The organism is Pandoraea commovens (genome assembly GCF_024704525.1).
Classification (GTDB): Bacteria; Pseudomonadota; Gammaproteobacteria; order Burkholderiales; family Burkholderiaceae; genus Pandoraea; species Pandoraea commovens.
In genome coordinates this window covers 347,934-363,874 of the sequence record NZ_CP102780.1, presented here as the reverse complement: position 1 = coordinate 363,874, position 15,941 = coordinate 347,934, and the positions used below count along the sequence as shown (strand labels likewise).

Here is a 15,941-nt window from a genome sequence, read left to right as displayed (position 1 = left end):
AGTCGCTGCATCCGCCCTCAGTTTTTCTAAGCCCCAGGCCTCAAGTCCGGCGGCCGCGCCCTCACCTCGTCTCCTGACGACGTAACGCGCGGCCCGCCTCTCCCCAAGCCTTTCTCGATATGCGCCCTGCGGGGTGCAGGGAGACCCTCATGCTGTCGTCCTCTACTGCCAACCGCGCAGCGGCCCCTGCTGGCCGCCCGCCAGCGGGTGCCGCCCCTCACGTAGCGCCCCCCTGGCGCGCACTCGCGGCTACGTCGCGCTGGCTCGTCATCACCGTGCTCACGATTGCGGTGTTGCTGCCCCTGTCGTTCATCGTGTTGCAGAGTCTGCTCTCCGCACCGTTCTTCGACGCCAGCCGCACGTTCGGCATCGACGGCTACCGCTTCATCTTCACCGACCCCGACTTCTGGTCGGCCGTGAAGAACTCTTTCATCATCGCGTTCGGGATGCTGTTCATCTCGATCCCGTTCGGCGGCATTCTCGCCTTCCTGATGGTGCGCACCGACCTGCCCGGCCGCCGCTGGCTCGAACCGCTGCTGCTCACACCGGTGTTCGTCTCGCCGATGGTGCTCGCGTTCGGTTACGTGGTGGCTGCCGGTCCCGTCGGCTTCTACTCGGTCTGGTTCCGTGAACTGACGGGTCTCGACGCCCCGTGGTCGGTCTACTCGATCTTCGCGATCACCGTAATCGTGGGCCTCACGCACGTGCCGCACGTCTACCTGTATTCGTCGGCCGCGCTGCGTAATCTCGGCTCCGACGTCGAAGAAGCTGCCCGCGTGGCCGGTGCGCGCCCGTTCCGCGTGGCGCTCGACGTGAGCCTGCCGATGACCATGCCTGCGCTGCTGTTCGCGGGCGTGCTCGTGTTCTTCCTCGGTTTCGAAGTCTTCGGTCTGCCGCTGGTGCTTGGCGACCCCGAGGGCCATCTGGTGCTTGCCACCTACCTCTACAAGCTGACCAACAAGCTCGGCGTGCCGTCGTATCACCTGATGGCAGCCGTGGCGATGTGCATCGTGGCGATCACCTTCCCGCTGGTGCTGTTGCAACGCCACCTCCTCAAGCGCGCTAACAAGTTCGTCACGGTCAAGGGCAAAGCGGGTCGTCAGACGGTGTTGCCGCTGGGCATCTGGCGCTGGATCGCGCTGGCCATCGTCGCCGTGTGGCTGATCGTGACGGTGTTCGTGCCGATCTCCGGCATCGTGCTGCGCTCGTTCGTCACGCACTGGGGCGAAGGCGTCGCGCTCGCCGAAGTACTCACGCTCGCGAACTTCACCGAACTGTTCGAGCAGGACAACCTCGTGCGCGCCATCGTCAACACGCTGGGCATCGGTGTGATCGGCGGTGCGCTGGCGGTGGGCTTCTACTCGCTCGTCGCCTTTGCCGGTCATCGCCGCAACGACTGGGCCGCGAAATTGCTCGACTACCTCGTGCTGCTGCCACGTGCGGTGCCGGGCCTGCTCGCCGGTCTCGCATTCCTCTGGATCTTCCTGTTCGTTCCGGGGCTGCGCGAACTGAAGAACTCGATGTGGAGCATCTGGGTGGCTTACACGGTGGTGTGGCTCGCCTACGGCATGCGCCTCATCCAGAGCGCGCTGCTGCAAGTCGGCCCCGAGTTGGAAGAAGCCGGGCGCAGCGTCGGCGGCACGCGCAGCCGTGTGAGCCTCGACGTCACGCTGCCGCTGGTGCGCTTCGGCCTGCTCGCTGCGTGGCTGCTCATCTTCATGATCTTCGAGCGCGAATACTCGACGGCCGTCTACCTGCTCTCGCCGGGCACGGAAGTCATCGGCTCGCTGCTCGTGTCGCTGTGGGCGACCGGCGCCGTCGATCAGGTCGCCGCGCTCTCTGTCATCAACATCGCGATGGTCGGCGCCGGTCTGGGCGTGGCGTTGCGCTTCGGAGTCAAATTGCATGGATAAGCTCATCGTCGACAACCTCTTTCTGAGCTACGGCGCCAACCCCATCCTCAAGGGTGTCTCGTTCGAACTCAAGGCCGGTGAAGTCGTGTGTCTGCTGGGCGCTTCGGGCAGCGGCAAGACCACCTTGCTGCGTGCCGTGGCCGGCCTCGAACAACCGTCGCAAGGCCGCATCGCGCTCGACGATCAGGTCTTCTTCGACGGCGCCAAAGGCGTCGATTGTCCGGTCGAGCAACGCTCGCTCGGTCTGGTGTTCCAGTCGTACGCGCTGTGGCCGCACCGCACCGTGGCGGACAACGTCGGCTATGGACTGAAGCTGCGCAAAGTGGGCGCAGCGCAGCGTCGTGAACGCGTGCAGAACGCCCTCGACCAATTGGGCCTCGGCCATCTCGCCGAACGCTTCCCGTTCCAGCTCTCGGGCGGTCAGCAACAGCGTGTCGCCATTGCGCGTGCGCTCGTCTACAACCCGCCCGTCATTCTGCTCGACGAACCGCTCTCGAACCTCGACGCCAAGCTGCGCGAAGAAGCCCGTGCCTGGCTGCGCGAGCTGATCGTGTCGCTGGGACTGTCGGCGCTGTGCGTCACGCACGATCAGACCGAAGCGATGGCGATGTCGGATCGCATTCTGCTGCTGCGCAACGGCCGCATCGAGCAGGAAGGCACACCGGCAGAACTGTACGGCTCGCCGCGCTCGCTCTACACGGCGGAATTCATGGGGAGCAATAACCGCATCGACGCGACGGTCAGCGCCGTCGACGGCGATCTCGTCACGCTCGCGGGCGACGGCTTCGCACTGCAAGCACGTGCACGCGACACGCTCGCCCCGGGGCAGGATGCGCAGGCCGTCATTCGTCTTGAGCGCGTGCAAGTGGCCGACGGTCCGGGCCACAACCGTGTGAACGCGCAGCTCGTCACGTCGATGTATCTCGGCGACCGCTGGGAGTACCTGTTCCATTGCGGCGCGTTGCGCTTCCGCGCATTCGGTCACGTCCCACGCGAACCCGGCAATCACTGGGTGGAATTCCCCGCCAACGACTGCTGGGCGTTTGCGCAATCGAACGGCTAAGGGAGACGTAGCCACGCTTTTCATGCGACGCGCGGGCGCTCTCCCGCGCAACACCACGAGAAAGAGAAGAGAGGAGACAACAATGAAACGAAGCAGTATGGCGCGTGCCGCGCTGATCGCTGTGGGCGCGCTGGCCGCTCAGGCGCACGCCCAATCGAACGTGACGATTTACGGGATCGTCGACGCCGGTGTCGAGTATGTGAATCACGCCGCCGATAACGGCGGTGCAATGCGTGCGGTCTCGGGCGGCAAGAACACGTCGCGCTTCGGCTTTAAGGGCACGGAAGATCTCGGCGGCGATCTCAAGGCCGTGTTCAACCTCGAGAGCGGCATCAACGTCGTGAACGGCCAGTTCGACGATGGCCCCGGCGCGATCTTCGACCGCCGCGCCACCGTGGGCCTGTCGCACAAGAAGTGGGGCCAGTTCACGCTCGGCCGTACGTTCACCACGACGTACGACTACATGCTCCAGTTCGACCCGATGGGCTATGCGCCGAACTACTCGTGGGCGACGAGTTCGACGGCCACCGGCGCACGCAAAGACGGTCTGTTCTCCCGCTCGGCTAACGCCGTGCGCTACGACGGCGAGTTCAACGGCCTGAAACTCGGCGCGATGTATGGCTTCGGCAACGTGGCCGACAGCATGAAGACGTCGTCGAAGTACGACTTCGCTATCGGCTACGAGAACGGTCCGTTCGCCGTCGTCGCAACGTATGACCGTCAAAACGGCGCGGGCAACAGCGTGACGCCGGCCGACACGACGGACTACATTCAGGGGATCCACGCGGGCGCGAGCTATCGCTTTGGCGGGGCCAAGGTGATGGCCGGGTATCGCAACTACAAGAAGACGTTCGTGAGCGCAGGCACCGCGTCGCTGCGCAGCGACATGTACTGGCTCGGCGCATCGTACGACTTCACCCCGGCGTTCACGCTGTATGGCGCGATCTACCATCAGGACATCAAGGACGCGGGCGACGCCGATCCGACGCTCATCTCCCTGCGCGCGCAATATGCGATGTCCAAGCGCACGGCGCTGTATCTGTCCGGCGGCTATGCCTTCGCGAAGCACGGCCAGAAGGTCAGTCTTTCGCGTGACCTGACGGGCGCAGCCGATACGCAGGTCGGCGTGACGGCGGGCATCCAGCATCGCTTCTAAAACGCCGTAACGACGTTTCACATCGCTTCAAACCGCTTCAAACCGCTTTAAACCGCTTCAAACCTCTTCGCATTCGCGTCAGCCAATGCGCTTCCTCAACGACGGCCCGCCGATGGCGGGGCGCACCGCTTGCCGGGCCGTCGTGTTTTTTCGTGTCCTGGGCTACGTCCGCGACGTCAGGAAAGCGACTCGATATGCGTCGAGTGCGCGTAGACCTGACCGAAGCGATTCGCCAGAAAGTCCGGCAAGGCAATCTGTTCCTGACGCACGAAACCGCGCTGCGGGAGTTGCTTTGCGAAGAACATGTCGACGGCGGCGCAAATGGCCGACGCCGTCGTGATCTGGATGGCGCTCGCGCTGTGACCGTTGTTGCGTTCCGCGAAGATCTTGCGCGCGAATACTTCCTGCGTCAGCACGCCTCGACGGATTCCGTTCACCACCACGAAAATGAGCACCACGTCCTGCAAAGTGCTCGGAATCGCGCGTTTGAGAATCGTCTTGATCGTTTCCTGATCGTCCTTCAGACGCAACTCGTTCAACAGCACCTTCATCAACGCACCGTGCCCCGGATAGCGCACCGACTTGTAGTCGAGGTCGCGCACGCGCCCCGCCAGCGTTTCGCATAACGTGCCGAGACCGCCCGAAGTATTGAAGGCCTCGTACTCCACACCGTCGAGCGAGAAATGTTCCAGGTCTTCCAGCGGCTGCACACTCAGACGCGCACCATCACGAATCGCCTCGCACGGCTGACAGTACTCGTTGATCAAACCATCGACGCTCCACGTCAGGTTGTACTTCAGCGAGTTGGTCGGAAAGGCTGGCAGCGCACCCACGCGCATCTTCACGGAGTCGACGCGATCGAACGCCGCCGCGAGGTGATGCGCCGCAATCGCGATGAAGCCCGGTGCGAGTCCGCATTGCGGCATCAACGCTGTCGACGCACCTTCGGCCAGTTGCGCAATCGCGTGCGTGGCCGCCACGTCTTCGGTCAGATCGAAGTAGTGACAGCCCGCTGCCACGGCGGCGGTGGCCGCGCTCGTGGCCATCGTGTACGGCAACGCGTTGACCACGGCATCGAAACCGGTAACAGCGCGTTGCAGCGAGCCAGTGTCATTGCCGGTGAGTTCGACGAATGCGTGCGCATAGTCGCGCACCGCTTCATAGGACTGCGCGTTGCGGTCGAACACCGTCACGCGGTAGTCGCCGCTGTCGTGCAACAAACGCGCGATGGTCTGGCCGATGTGTCCCGCACCCAGCAAGGCGATCTTCTTCATGTTTTCCCCCAATTCAGGAACGTCGGTCGACGCGTCGTCACGGTTTGCCGCGCGACGTGATATGCCTCAATTCTAGGGAGAGCTTCGGATGAAATGTAGCGTTAATTCGTCTATTAATACGATAATTATGACGATATGTCGTTTATCTCAATTCATATCGTCATTTCGGAAGCCCCCATGCGACGACTGACACGTTGAGCCGACAGCACCTTGAGTCTGCGAATCGACGCACGACTCGCACAGGGATGAGCACGTTCTGAAAGCCGAGGCGGCGAGCGTTTATCGATAATCTCGCCCACCCGCGCGGTCGTGGCACTGTCAGGAGTCTCGATTTGTCATCCCCCCCGATCTCCCCTCTCCTTCGTCACCTTCGTCTTCGTCATGCCTGCGCCGCAGCCGCTGTCCTCGTTGCGCTTGTGTCGACACCTGCACGGGCCGACTGTTGGGACGTCGCCGCCGATCGCTATGGTCTCGATCCGCTGCTGCTGTACGCCATCGCACAAGTCGAATCGAATCTCGACGTGAACGCCAGCAACGTGAACCGCAACGGCACGCACGATATCGGGCTGATGCAGGTCAACAGCGCCCACCTGCCGACACTCGCCCGCTACGGTTTGACCGAACGTCGATTGCGTGAAGACGCCTGTGCGTCGATCGTCACCGGCGCGTGGATTCTCGCAGGCTTCGTTCGTCAGTACGGGTATGGATGGGAAGCCGTGGGCGCGTATAACGCCGGCAGCGGTGAGGCACGCGCCACGCTGCGCCAGCGCTACGCCGATAAGGTTCGCAAGCGCTATGCGGTGCTGGTGGCCGAGCGTGAAAGGCAGATGACGCTGCGGTGAAATTCAGCGCAAGCGGTCTGCACGTTGGACCTCTCGCGGATTCCTTTTTACGGCATTCATGTGTCATGAAAATGAATTTGAGGGCATTCGTCGCGATGTGCCGCGATGCGTTGCGTCGAGCAGACATCGCACGCCTCATTTCGTTAATACACCTATGGAATTGCGGCGTCGTTCGATATAGTTCGGCCCGAACCCACGGGGCGCCCGTCCACAGGCGAAGGGTTCGAATTGATTAATAAGTTTTCGATAGAGGATTCGACCGATGAAAAAGACGCAACTGGCCGCCGCACTGGCTGGCGTGATCGCAGCCGCTGCAGCAGGTGCTGCACATGCGCAAAGCAACGTTTCGCTGTATGGCGTTCTCGATGGCGGTCTGGCCTACGTGAGCAACGTCGGCGGAAGCAAGAACTTCACGACGGCCGACGGCCTGCAATCGGGGAACCGCTGGGGCCTGAAGGGTTCGGAAGATCTGGGCGGCGGCACGTCGGCCATCTTCACTTTGGAGAACGGCTTCAACATCACGAACGGCGCACTGGGTCAGGGCAGCCGTGAATTCGGCCGTCAGGCGTTCGTCGGTCTGTCGAACAAGACGTTCGGTAGCGTGACCATCGGTCGTCAGTACGACTCCGTGGTGGATTACGTGAGCGGCCTGACGTCGGCCAAGCAGTTTGCAACGAAGCTCGGCGCTCACGTCGGCGACGTTGACAACCTGTACAACTCGTTCCGCATCAACAACTCGATCAAGTACACGAGCGCCAACTACGCAGGCTTCTCGTTCGGCGGCCTGTATGGCTTCTCGAACCAGGCCAACAGCGGTAACGGCACGGGCTTCTCGAACAACCGCGCATGGAGCCTGGGGGCGAGCTACGCCAACGGTCCGTTCAAGTTCGGTATCGGTTACCTGGAAGTCGGCACGCCGAACGGCGCGAACACCGGCGGCGCAGTGGCTGGCGACTACAGCGGCGACTTCTACTCGGCCAAGGTCGGCACGGCAACGGTCGGTGTGGACAAGCAGCGCGTGTTCGCCACGGGCGGCAGCTACAAGTTCGGTCCGGCTAACGTCGGCTTCATCTACAGCAACACGCAGCTGAAGTACGTTGGCGGCACGGGCGCACGCGTGTCGAACTACGAACTGAACGGCACGTACAACCTGACGCCGTCGTTGCTGCTGGGCCTGTCGTACACGTACACGGACGCCAGCACGCGTAGCGCCACGCTCGCCAACCTGAGCCCGAAGTACCACCAGGTCAACGCCGCAGTGGACTACCTGCTCTCGAAGCGTACCGACGTGTACCTGGTCGGCATCTATCAAAAGGCCGCTGGCGACGCCTCGGCCGCATCGATCAACGGTGCTGGCGGTGCGTCGAGCACGAAGACCCAAACGGCGGTGATCTCGGGCCTGCGCCACAAGTTCTAAGCTAAACGCTTCGCGAGATGTTTAGCCGTTGATTTGAGTGCTCCAGTAGTTGAGGGAGTCCCGAAAGGGACTCCCTTTTTTGTTGAGGTCAGGCGATGGACACGATTCCAGCTTGCATCTTGCTCAAGTTTGAGTACACTTGACACTGTACAAAAACACAGTATTCGTATTCAGCTGGAGGAGCACACAAGTGAATCAGACCGCCAAAGGGCTTTTCGATGTTCAGCTCGGGCCGGAAGCGTTAAGTGCCGTTGCGCAGGACACCGGGCTTGGCCGTCTCTCGCTGGACAAGACGTACCACGGGGATCTGAGCGCAACCGGTCGGGGAGAGATGCTGGCATTTCGCAGCGGCACACCCGGCTCAGCCGGTTACGTCGCCATGGAAACCGTGCGCGGTGCGCTTCATGGACGCAACGGGACGTTTGTGTTGCAACACAGCTCGACAATGACGCGCGGTGTGCCCACGCAGTCCATTACCGTCGTGCCCGATTCCGGGACCGACGCGCTGACGGGCCTGACCGGCAGTCTCGTCATCGAGATCACCGACGGCACGCACGCTTACGACTTCCGCTACGCCCTTCCCGACGAACCGTCTTCCGCAGGAGAACAAGCATGAGCCACCAAGGCCGCGATCGTCAGATCGACAACATCGAGTTCAATGTTTCCGATATCGCACGCAGCAAGGCGTTCTACGGCAGCGTGTTCGGCTGGACCTTCACCGACTACGGCCCGACGTACACCGAATTCACTGACGGACGCCTCACGGGTGGCTTCACGACGGGAGAAGCGGTTCGCCCCGGTGGCCCGCTGGTGATCCTCTACGCCGATGACCTCGCTGGAACCCAACGGCGTGTCGAAGCGGCCGGTGCAACGATCAGCCGTGCCGTGTTCTCGTTTCCCGGCGGCCGCCGCTTCCACTTCCTCGATCCCGATGGTTACGAACTCGCGGTCTGGTCCGCAGCGACGTAAACCCACCGATGTCCGGAAACGACTCACGTCGACATCGCTGAACGCACAAAGCAAGAGAGGCACCCGCAGGTGCCTCTTTTCGAGCTTGCCGACAAGGCCGGCGAACGCCAGCCCCTCCGTCAGTCACCTCACTCCACCGTGACAGATTTCGCGAGATTGCGCGGCTTGTCGACGTCGGTGCCACGAGCGCAGGCGGTGTGATACGCGAGCAGTTGAAGCGGCACAACGTGCAGAATCGGCGACAGCTGGCCGTAGTGCTCCGGCATACGGATCACATGGAGGCCTTCGGCATTCGCGATCTCCGTGTCCGAATCGGCAAACACATACAGCTGACCGCCACGGGCACGCACTTCCTGCATGTTCGACTTCAGCTTCTCCACCAGCGCGTCGCGCGGCGCCACCGTCACGACGGGCATCTGATCCGTCACCAGTGCCAGCGGACCATGCTTCAGCTCGCCAGCTGGATACGCCTCGGCGTGGATGTACGAGATTTCCTTGAGCTTGAGTGCGCCTTCCAGAGCAATCGGGTAGTGCAGACCGCGCCCCAGGAACAGCGCATTTTCGCGACGGGCAAACTCTTCGGCCCACGCAATGATCTGCGGCTCCAGCGCCAGCACGCTGTGCAGCGCCGACGGCAGGTGACGCAGTTGCGTCAGGTAATCTGCCTCCTGCGCCGCGCTCAGACGACCACGCAACTTCGCAATCGTCAGCGTCAGCAGGAACAGCGCCGTGAGCTGCGTCGTGAACGCCTTCGTCGACGCCACACCGATTTCCGTACCCGCGCGCGTGAGGTAATGCAACGCGGTCTGACGCACCATCGCGCTCGTCCCCACGTTGCAGATCGCCAGCGTGTTCGTCATGCCCAGCGATTGCGCGTGTTGCAGCGCCGCCATCGTGTCGGCCGTCTCACCCGATTGCGAGATCGTCACGACCAGCGTTTTCGGATTCGGCACGCTGTCGCGGTAGCGGTACTCGCTCGCCACTTCGACCTGCGTCGGAATCTGCGCCAGCGACTCCAGCCAGTACTTCGCCGTCATGCCCGAGTAATAGCTCGTGCCGCACGCCAGAATCAGAATCGAATCGACGTTGCTGAGCATCGCTTCGGCCTTCTCGCCGAAAAGCGTCGGCGAGATACCTTCGACGCCTTCCATCGTGTCGCCGATCGCGCGCGGTTGCTCGAAGATTTCCTTCTGCATGTAGTGACGATACGGTCCCAGCTCCACGGCACCCGTGTAAGCCTGAACGGTGCGCACTTCGCGCTCGACAGCCGCATCGTTGCGATCCACGATCTTCACGCCGTCCAGCGTGAGTTCGACGACATCGCCCTCTTCCAGATAAATGAACTGGTCGGTCGTGCCAGCCAGCGCCAGCGCGTCCGACGCGAGGAAGTTCTCGCCCTCGCCCACACCGACCACGAGCGGCGAACCCGCACGTGCGCCGATGACGCGATGCGGTTCCTGCTTGCGGAACACGGCGATGGCATAGGCGCCATGCAGACGACGCGTCGCCAGACGGACCGCCTGATACAGATCGCCAGCTGCGCCGTTAGAGAGAATGTGGTGAATCAGGTGGGCAATGACTTCGGTGTCGGTTTGCGACACGAACTCATAGCCAAGACCGCGCAATTCGTCACGCAGGCTTTCGTGATTCTCGATGATGCCGTTATGAACCAGCGCCACTTCGTCGCGCGAGAAAATCGGGTGCGCGTTGTTCGTGACCGGTGCGCCGTGCGTTGCCCAGCGCGTGTGGGCAATGCCCGTCTCGCCCGTCAGTTGCGTCTGGGCAAGTTGCTCGTCGAGGTCAGCCACGCGCGAGACGCTGCGTGCACGTTGCGGCACGCCGTCCTTGAGCACAGCCACGCCACAGGAGTCGTAGCCACGATACTCGAGACGACGCAAACCTTCGACCAACACCGGTACTACATTACGTCGCGCCACCGCGCCGACAATGCCGCACATATTCGCTTTCCTAAGTGCCAGAAACTCTGGCTCATCCAATCGGATGAGATCCGTATTCACTCACCAGCGCACGCCAATGGGCCATGCGCCAGCACATAACCGCCGATTTTACTGCTTCTGCTTGCGCGGGCGGACATAACCCGCCTTCGCTTCCTGCGTCTTGCCGTTGAGCACCAGTGCGTCTTCCGGCGTGTCCTTCCAGACCGTCGTGCCAGCAGCAATCGTCGTACCGCGTCGGACCGTGACGGGTGCTACGAGCTGCGTGTCCGAACCGATGAAGACATCGTCCTCGATAATCGTGCGGTGCTTGTTCGCACCGTCGTAGTTGCACGTGATCGTGCCCGCACCGATATTCACGCGCGCGCCCACGGTCGAATCGCCGACGTACGCCAGATGGTTCGCCTTCGAACCCTTGGCCATCGACGCATTCTTCACTTCCACAAAGTTGCCGATGTGCACATCGTCCGCCAGATCGGCGCCCGGACGCAGACGTGCGTACGGCCCGATGACGGCATTCGCCCCGACCACTGCGCCGTCCAGATGACTGAACGCTTCGATACGGGTATCCGCACCGATCGTGGCATTTCGAATGACGCAGTTCGCCCCGATGGTCGCACCGTCGCCGATCGTGACCTTGCCTTCGAAGACACAATTCACGTCGATGGAGACGTCGGTGCCGCAGACGATCTCCCCACGGACATCGAAGCGCGCCGGATCGATCAGCGTGACGCCGGCCGCGAGCAGTGCACCCGCCGCGTTACGCTGATAGTCGCGCTCCAGCGCGGCCAGTTGCGCCTTGTCGTTCACGCCGTTCGGCTCCCACGCAAACGCCGGCTGCGTGGTGACGACGGGCACGCCGTCCGCCACCGCGCAGGCGATCACGTCGGTCAGGTAGTACTCGCCCTGCGCATTCTGATTCTTCAGACCGCCGAGCCATCCCTTGAGCGCGCGCGTCGGGGCGACGACGATACCGGTATTGATCTCGCGAATCGCCAGCTCGGCCTCATTGGCATCTTTCTGTTCGACGATACGCTGCACGTTACCTGCCGCGTCGCGCACGATACGACCATAGCCCGTCGGGTTGTCGAGATCGACGGTGAGCACACCCAGCTTGTCGTTGCCCGCCGCATCGAGCAGCCCTTGCAACGTTTCGACGCGCGTGAGCGGCACATCGCCATAGAGCACGAGGGTCGGCACCGATTCGTCGAGCTGCGACGCCGCTTGCTGCACGGCATGCCCGGTCCCCAGTTGCTGCGTCTGCTCTGCGAACAGGATGTCCTGCGCAGAAACGGCTTCGCGCACGGCGTCGCCACCGTGCCCGATCACTACGATGAGCTTGCCCGGCGCGAGTTGACGCGCTGTCGCAATCACGTGCGAGAGCAACGGGCGACCGGCCAGCGGCTGCAACACCTTGGGCAACTTCGAGCGCATGCGCTTACCCATGCCGGCGGCGAGAATCACAATATTCATGGCGTCGTGACGATTCGAAAGTGGGAGGCGTTTGTCAGTGTGTCGGGATCTCGCGTCCCCGGCCGATGACAGCACGGGGATCGCTGAAGATGCCGTCTGGCGCACGATTCGGTTCGCAAAATACGCGCCGGTCGTGCGTCAGCCGTCGATGTCGATCAGTCGTCGAATTGCGTCAATTGATTGATGCGGATGATGCCCGCATCGTCCTCGTCGCCGCAGGGCGCTTCGTCGAACGCAATATCGCCGAGCGGATCAGGTTGCCCCGTCGCACGCAAATTCCGGAAGTCGTGAAGGTTCGTGTCCATCAGATGCGACGGCACCACGTTCGACAACGCGCTGAAAATCGACTTGATGCGCCCCGGGTGCTGCTTTTCCCACAGGCGGATGAGCGACTTCATCTCGGCGCGCTTCAGGTTCGGCTGGCTGCCGCACAATGTGCACGGAATGATCGGGAACTGCTTGTACTCGGCGTAACGTTCGAGATCCGGTTCGCGCACATACGCGAGCGGTCGGATCACCACGTTCTTGCCGTCGTCCGATTGCAGCTTCGGCGGCATGCCCTTGAGCTTGCCACCGTAGAAGATGTTCAGGAACAGCGTCTCGATGATGTCGTCGCGATGGTGGCCCAGCGCGATCTTCGTCGCACCGAGTTCGCCAGCCACGCGATACAGAATGCCGCGACGCAGACGCGAGCACAGCGAGCAGGTGGTCTTGCCTTCGGGCACCACACGCTTGACGATGGAGTACGTGTCCTGGTTTTCGATGTGGAAATCCACGCCGATGGAACGGAAGTAATCCGGCAGCACGTGTTCGGGGAAGCCGGGCTGCTTCTGATCGAGGTTGACGGCGACGATGGAGAAGTCGATCGGCGCGCGCTCGCGCAGCTTGAGCAAAATGTCGAGCATGGCGTAGCTGTCCTTACCGCCGGACATGCACACCATGACGCGATCGCCCTGCTCGATCATGTTGTAGTCGCCGATGGCCTGCCCCGTCAGACGGAACAGGCGCTTTTCGAGCTTGTTGTTCTCGAACGCGAGCTTCTGCGCTTTCTTCACGCTGTCGGCGGCGGCGGCATTGCCGGTCGCGGCCAGCGGCGCGCCGGTCTCGGGCATGACGGCACTCATGTCAGGCATCCTTCATCTGAAACACTTCGATGCCGACCGAGTGGCAATCGGGGTAGACGTCGGGCTTCTCGGTCGACACGCCCACGGCGCGCACGCGCGGATGCGCCAGCAGCGCACGCGCGACGTCGTCGCAAAGGGTTTCCTGCAAGTGAATGTGGCCCTGCCCCACACGCTTGGCGATGGTCTCGCGCATGAAGTCGTAATCCACGACTTCGTCGAGCTTGTCTTCCGTGGGCGTGCTCTCGGCGAGCGGCACAAACAGTTGCACGTTGATCAGCACGCGCTGCTCGCCACGCTTTTCGTGATCGTGCACGCCGATGTTGATGAACACCTCGTAGTCGCGCAGGAACATGCGACGGCAGTCCATCAGGCGGGGGTGGGAAAGAGCGCTATGCATTTTGAAGACTCGTAATGACAATCAACGAGACCGGTCGGCATCGGCCGGCTCGGTCAGAAATTTCACGTCGCGCGACGAACTCGCGAGATGTTGGCCACCGTCCACATACAACACCGTGCCGGTGACGGCGGGCGCCTGCGCCAGATAGGCGACGGCTTCGGCGATGTCTTCCGGCGTGGACGACGCGCCCAGCGGCGTCGACGCATGAGCGGCGGCAAAGCCCGCTGGCGTCTGGTCGACGGACAGGAGCGTGACGCCCGGGGCGACGCCGACCACACGCAAGCGCGGTGCAAATGCTTGTGCCAGCAAGGTCGTCGCGACATCGAGCGCCGCTTTCGACAGCGTATACGACAGGTAATCGGGGTTCGGATTCGCCAGCTTCTGATCGAGCAGATTGACGACGACCCCTCGCCCCGACTCACCGAGCGCCGCGTGCATCTCGCGCGCCAGCACCAGCGGCGCGCCTGCATTCACGCGCATGTGACGCTCCAGCGCCTGATAGCCGAAATCGTCGGCGCAATCGTACTCGAAGCGCGACGCATTGTTCACCAGACACGTCGGCACGCCCAGCGCCTCGCGGCAACGCCCGATCAGGGCGACGGTGGCGGCCTCGTCGGCGAGCGACGCCTGCAACGCGAGCGCGCGGCGACCCATCGCCTCGATGGCGGCTACCGTTTCAAGCGCCTCGTCGTGCGAGCGCTCGTAGTGCACGGCAACGTCCCAGCCCAGGCTCGCGAGCTTCAGCGCGATGGCGCGTCCGATGCGGCGCGCGCCGCCGGTCACCAACGCAACGCGCGATGCATGCGACGCGTGCAGCACGTCGGACGTGCGAGCGGCGTCATTTGCGTCGTGGGCAGGGCGTGGCGTCGATGCAACGGTCATGCGGCGAATTCCTGTTTCACAGCGGGCGGATGAACGAACTTCGGGCGGCTTGAGGCTTCAGCGGTAGCGGGACACGACAGCCTGCGAACCTTAGACAGGGCTCCTGGCGGAGGCCGAGCGTTGCGCAAACTGGCGAAAAACACGCAAAAACAATCGAAAACCAGCAAAAATCGGCGCAAAACACGTTGAATTCGCCCACAGACGCACTATCTCAACCATAGCAGCCAGTCTGCACCGTCTCCGTTACAATGCCCGCATGAATCAGGCCGCACCGAAACCCCATAGTTTACCCGTTCCGGAGACGGACGCGCTCGAACACTCGCGCCGCCTCACGGCATATCTTGCCGACGCCATTGAAGCGGACGGCGGATGGTTGCCGTTCGATCGCTTCATGGAACTGGCCCTGTACGCGCCCGGCCTCGGCTATTACGCCGCCGGCGCCGCCAAGTTCGGACGCCTCGCCGCCGATGGCAGCGACTTCGTCACCGCGCCGGAACTCACGCCGTTCTTCGCGCGCACGCTCGCGCGCCAGCTCGGCGAAGTCTTCGAACAGACGGGCGACGCGCAGGTACTGGAGTTCGGTGCCGGGTCCGGACGCCTCGCCGCCGATCTGCTGCTCGCCCTCGAAGCCGAAGGTACGCCTTGCGAGCAGTACTCGATCATGGAGCTCTCGGGCGAACTTCGCGCCCGCCAGCGCGACACCATCGAGAAAGCGGCACCGCATTTGCTGGATCGCGTGACGTGGCTCGATCAATTGCCCGACGCCTTCCACGGCACGATGATCGGCAACGAAGTCCTCGACGCCATGCCCGTGCGCCTGTGGGCACGCCGTCCGGATGCCAACGGTCAGCCGGTCTGGTTCGAGCGCGGCGTCGTGCTCACACCGGAAGGCTTCGCGTGGGAAGAGCGGCTATACACCGGCCCGCTGCCGGAAGCGCTCGACGCATTGGCCGTTCTGCCCCCGACGCAGGAATATCTGACGGAAACGCACGAAGCTGCCGCGGCCTTCGTGCGCAGCGTCGCCCCCTTGCTGGCGCGTGGCGTGTTGCTGCTGATCGATTACGGCTTCCCCGCACGCGAGTACTACCATCCGCAGCGCGCAGGCGGCACGCTCATGTGCCACTACCGCCACCACGCGCACGACGACCCCTTCTATTACCCCGGCTTGCAGGACATCACCGCGCATGTGGAGTTTTCGGGCATCGCCGACGCCGGTGTGGAAGCCGGTCTCGACCTGCTGGGCTTCACGTCGCAGGCGCGTTTCCTGATGAATGCGGGCATCATCGATCTGATGAGCACGCTCGACCCTACCGATCAGAAGACGTTCCTGCCTGCGGCCGCCGCCGCACAGAAACTGCTCTCCGAGGCCGAGATGGGCGAGCTCTTCAAGGTCATCGCCTTCGGACGCGCGATGGACGAATGGGCCGGTCTGGTCGGCTTCGTCAACGGCGACCGCAGTCACGCGCTCTGATCACG

At 62.9% G+C, this 15,941-nt stretch carries 14 protein-coding genes; 8 read left to right on the top strand and 6 right to left on the bottom strand.

The features are described 5' to 3' along the window. Positions 1 to 149 precede the first annotated feature (149 nt). The 3 genes from NTU39_RS02010 to NTU39_RS02000 all read left to right on the top strand — a co-directional run bounded on the left by NTU39_RS02010 (position 150) and on the right by NTU39_RS02000 (position 4,132). On the top strand, positions 150 to 1,913 hold the full coding sequence (locus NTU39_RS02010) for an ABC transporter permease (RefSeq protein ID WP_150663992.1): 1,764 nt from the start codon (positions 150 to 152) through the stop codon (positions 1,911 to 1,913). Next, complete coding sequence (locus tag NTU39_RS02005; protein ID WP_150663991.1) at positions 1,906 to 2,976, top strand: ABC transporter ATP-binding protein; 1,071 nt, start codon at positions 1,906 to 1,908, stop codon at positions 2,974 to 2,976. The genes NTU39_RS02010 and NTU39_RS02005 overlap by 8 nt, the downstream gene beginning before the upstream one ends. An 82-nt stretch (positions 2,977 to 3,058) precedes the next feature. Next, positions 3,059 to 4,132, top strand: a complete 1,074-nt coding sequence (locus NTU39_RS02000; RefSeq protein WP_150663990.1) for a porin — start codon at positions 3,059 to 3,061, stop codon at positions 4,130 to 4,132. Between the two features lie 176 nt (positions 4,133 to 4,308). Here NTU39_RS02000 and NTU39_RS01995 read toward each other — a convergent pair whose 3' ends face one another. Further along, entirely contained in the window at positions 4,309 to 5,406 is a 1,098-nt protein-coding gene (locus NTU39_RS01995; protein ID WP_257959078.1) for a saccharopine dehydrogenase family protein, read from the bottom strand. 332 nt (positions 5,407 to 5,738) lie between these two features. Here NTU39_RS01995 and NTU39_RS01990 point away from each other — a divergent pair, with 332 nt between their 5' ends. The 4 genes from NTU39_RS01990 to NTU39_RS01975 all read left to right on the top strand — a co-directional run bounded on the left by NTU39_RS01990 (position 5,739) and on the right by NTU39_RS01975 (position 8,634). Continuing rightward, on the top strand, positions 5,739 to 6,248 hold the full coding sequence (locus NTU39_RS01990) for a lytic transglycosylase domain-containing protein (RefSeq protein WP_257959077.1): 510 nt from the start codon (positions 5,739 to 5,741) through the stop codon (positions 6,246 to 6,248). Positions 6,249 to 6,510: 262 nt separating this feature from the next. After that, on the top strand, positions 6,511 to 7,665 hold the full coding sequence (locus tag NTU39_RS01985; RefSeq protein ID WP_257959076.1) for a porin: 1,155 nt from the start codon (positions 6,511 to 6,513) through the stop codon (positions 7,663 to 7,665). Positions 7,666 to 7,855: 190 nt separating this feature from the next. After that, a complete protein-coding gene (locus NTU39_RS01980) occupies positions 7,856 to 8,281 on the top strand; it encodes a DUF3224 domain-containing protein (RefSeq protein ID WP_150663987.1) in 426 nt (141 codons plus the stop codon). Beyond that, positions 8,278 to 8,634, top strand: a complete 357-nt coding sequence (locus NTU39_RS01975) for a VOC family protein (protein ID WP_257959075.1) — start codon at positions 8,278 to 8,280, stop codon at positions 8,632 to 8,634. Before NTU39_RS01980 ends, NTU39_RS01975 begins: the two co-directional genes overlap by 4 nt. 128 nt (positions 8,635 to 8,762) lie before the next feature. On the opposite strand, the gene glmS is transcribed toward NTU39_RS01975, so the two are convergent. From glmS to NTU39_RS01950, 5 genes are all read right to left on the bottom strand, one after another. Beyond that, the gene (glmS, locus tag NTU39_RS01970; protein WP_150663985.1) at positions 8,763 to 10,592 is read right to left on the bottom strand and encodes a glutamine--fructose-6-phosphate transaminase (isomerizing); all 1,830 of its coding nucleotides are present in this window, start codon (positions 10,590 to 10,592) and stop codon (positions 8,763 to 8,765) included. Between the two features lie 108 nt (positions 10,593 to 10,700). Further along, on the bottom strand, positions 10,701 to 12,062 hold the full coding sequence (gene glmU, locus NTU39_RS01965; protein ID WP_257959074.1) for a bifunctional UDP-N-acetylglucosamine diphosphorylase/glucosamine-1-phosphate N-acetyltransferase GlmU: 1,362 nt from the start codon (positions 12,060 to 12,062) through the stop codon (positions 10,701 to 10,703). A 155-nt stretch (positions 12,063 to 12,217) separates the two neighbouring features. Then, a complete protein-coding gene (gene ttcA / locus NTU39_RS01960) occupies positions 12,218 to 13,186 on the bottom strand; it encodes a tRNA 2-thiocytidine(32) synthetase TtcA (RefSeq protein ID WP_373275353.1) in 969 nt (322 codons plus the stop codon). A gap of 1 nt (position 13,187) precedes the next feature. After that, the gene (locus NTU39_RS01955; RefSeq protein ID WP_039394985.1) at positions 13,188 to 13,583 is read right to left on the bottom strand and encodes a dihydroneopterin aldolase; all 396 of its coding nucleotides are present in this window, start codon (positions 13,581 to 13,583) and stop codon (positions 13,188 to 13,190) included. A 21-nt stretch (positions 13,584 to 13,604) separates the two neighbouring features. Further along, positions 13,605 to 14,465: an SDR family oxidoreductase gene (locus tag NTU39_RS01950; RefSeq protein ID WP_257959073.1), complete on the bottom strand. Its 861-nt coding sequence runs from the start codon at positions 14,463 to 14,465 to the stop codon at positions 13,605 to 13,607. 256 nt (positions 14,466 to 14,721) lie between these two features. On the opposite strand from NTU39_RS01950, the gene NTU39_RS01945 reads away from it, so the two are divergent. Then, a complete protein-coding gene (locus NTU39_RS01945; protein WP_257959072.1) occupies positions 14,722 to 15,936 on the top strand; it encodes a class I SAM-dependent methyltransferase in 1,215 nt (404 codons plus the stop codon). Positions 15,937 to 15,941 lie beyond the last annotated feature (5 nt).

What these genes read in the sequence shown, in the direction of transcription:
- NTU39_RS01975 (WP_257959075.1), top strand. Translation starts at nt 8,278, where the DNA reads ATGAGCCACCAAGGCCGCGATCGTCAGATCGACAACATCGAGTTCAAT.
- NTU39_RS01985 (WP_257959076.1), top strand. Translation starts at nt 6,511, where the DNA reads ATGAAAAAGACGCAACTGGCCGCCGCACTGGCTGGCGTGATCGCAGCC.
- NTU39_RS02010 (WP_150663992.1), top strand. Translation starts at nt 150, where the DNA reads ATGCTGTCGTCCTCTACTGCCAACCGCGCAGCGGCCCCTGCTGGCCGC.
- glmU (WP_257959074.1), bottom strand. Translation starts at nt 12,062, where the DNA reads ATGAATATTGTGATTCTCGCCGCCGGCATGGGTAAGCGCATGCGCTCG.
- glmS (WP_150663985.1), bottom strand. Translation starts at nt 10,592, where the DNA reads ATGTGCGGCATTGTCGGCGCGGTGGCGCGACGTAATGTAGTACCGGTG.
- NTU39_RS01945 (WP_257959072.1), top strand. Translation starts at nt 14,722, where the DNA reads ATGAATCAGGCCGCACCGAAACCCCATAGTTTACCCGTTCCGGAGACG.
- NTU39_RS01995 (WP_257959078.1), bottom strand. Translation starts at nt 5,406, where the DNA reads ATGAAGAAGATCGCCTTGCTGGGTGCGGGACACATCGGCCAGACCATC.
- NTU39_RS02000 (WP_150663990.1), top strand. Translation starts at nt 3,059, where the DNA reads ATGAAACGAAGCAGTATGGCGCGTGCCGCGCTGATCGCTGTGGGCGCG.
- ttcA (WP_373275353.1), bottom strand. Translation starts at nt 13,186, where the DNA reads ATGAGTGCCGTCATGCCCGAGACCGGCGCGCCGCTGGCCGCGACCGGC.
- NTU39_RS01950 (WP_257959073.1), bottom strand. Translation starts at nt 14,465, where the DNA reads ATGACCGTTGCATCGACGCCACGCCCTGCCCACGACGCAAATGACGCC.
- NTU39_RS02005 (WP_150663991.1), top strand. Translation starts at nt 1,906, where the DNA reads ATGGATAAGCTCATCGTCGACAACCTCTTTCTGAGCTACGGCGCCAAC.
- NTU39_RS01955 (WP_039394985.1), bottom strand. Translation starts at nt 13,583, where the DNA reads ATGCATAGCGCTCTTTCCCACCCCCGCCTGATGGACTGCCGTCGCATG.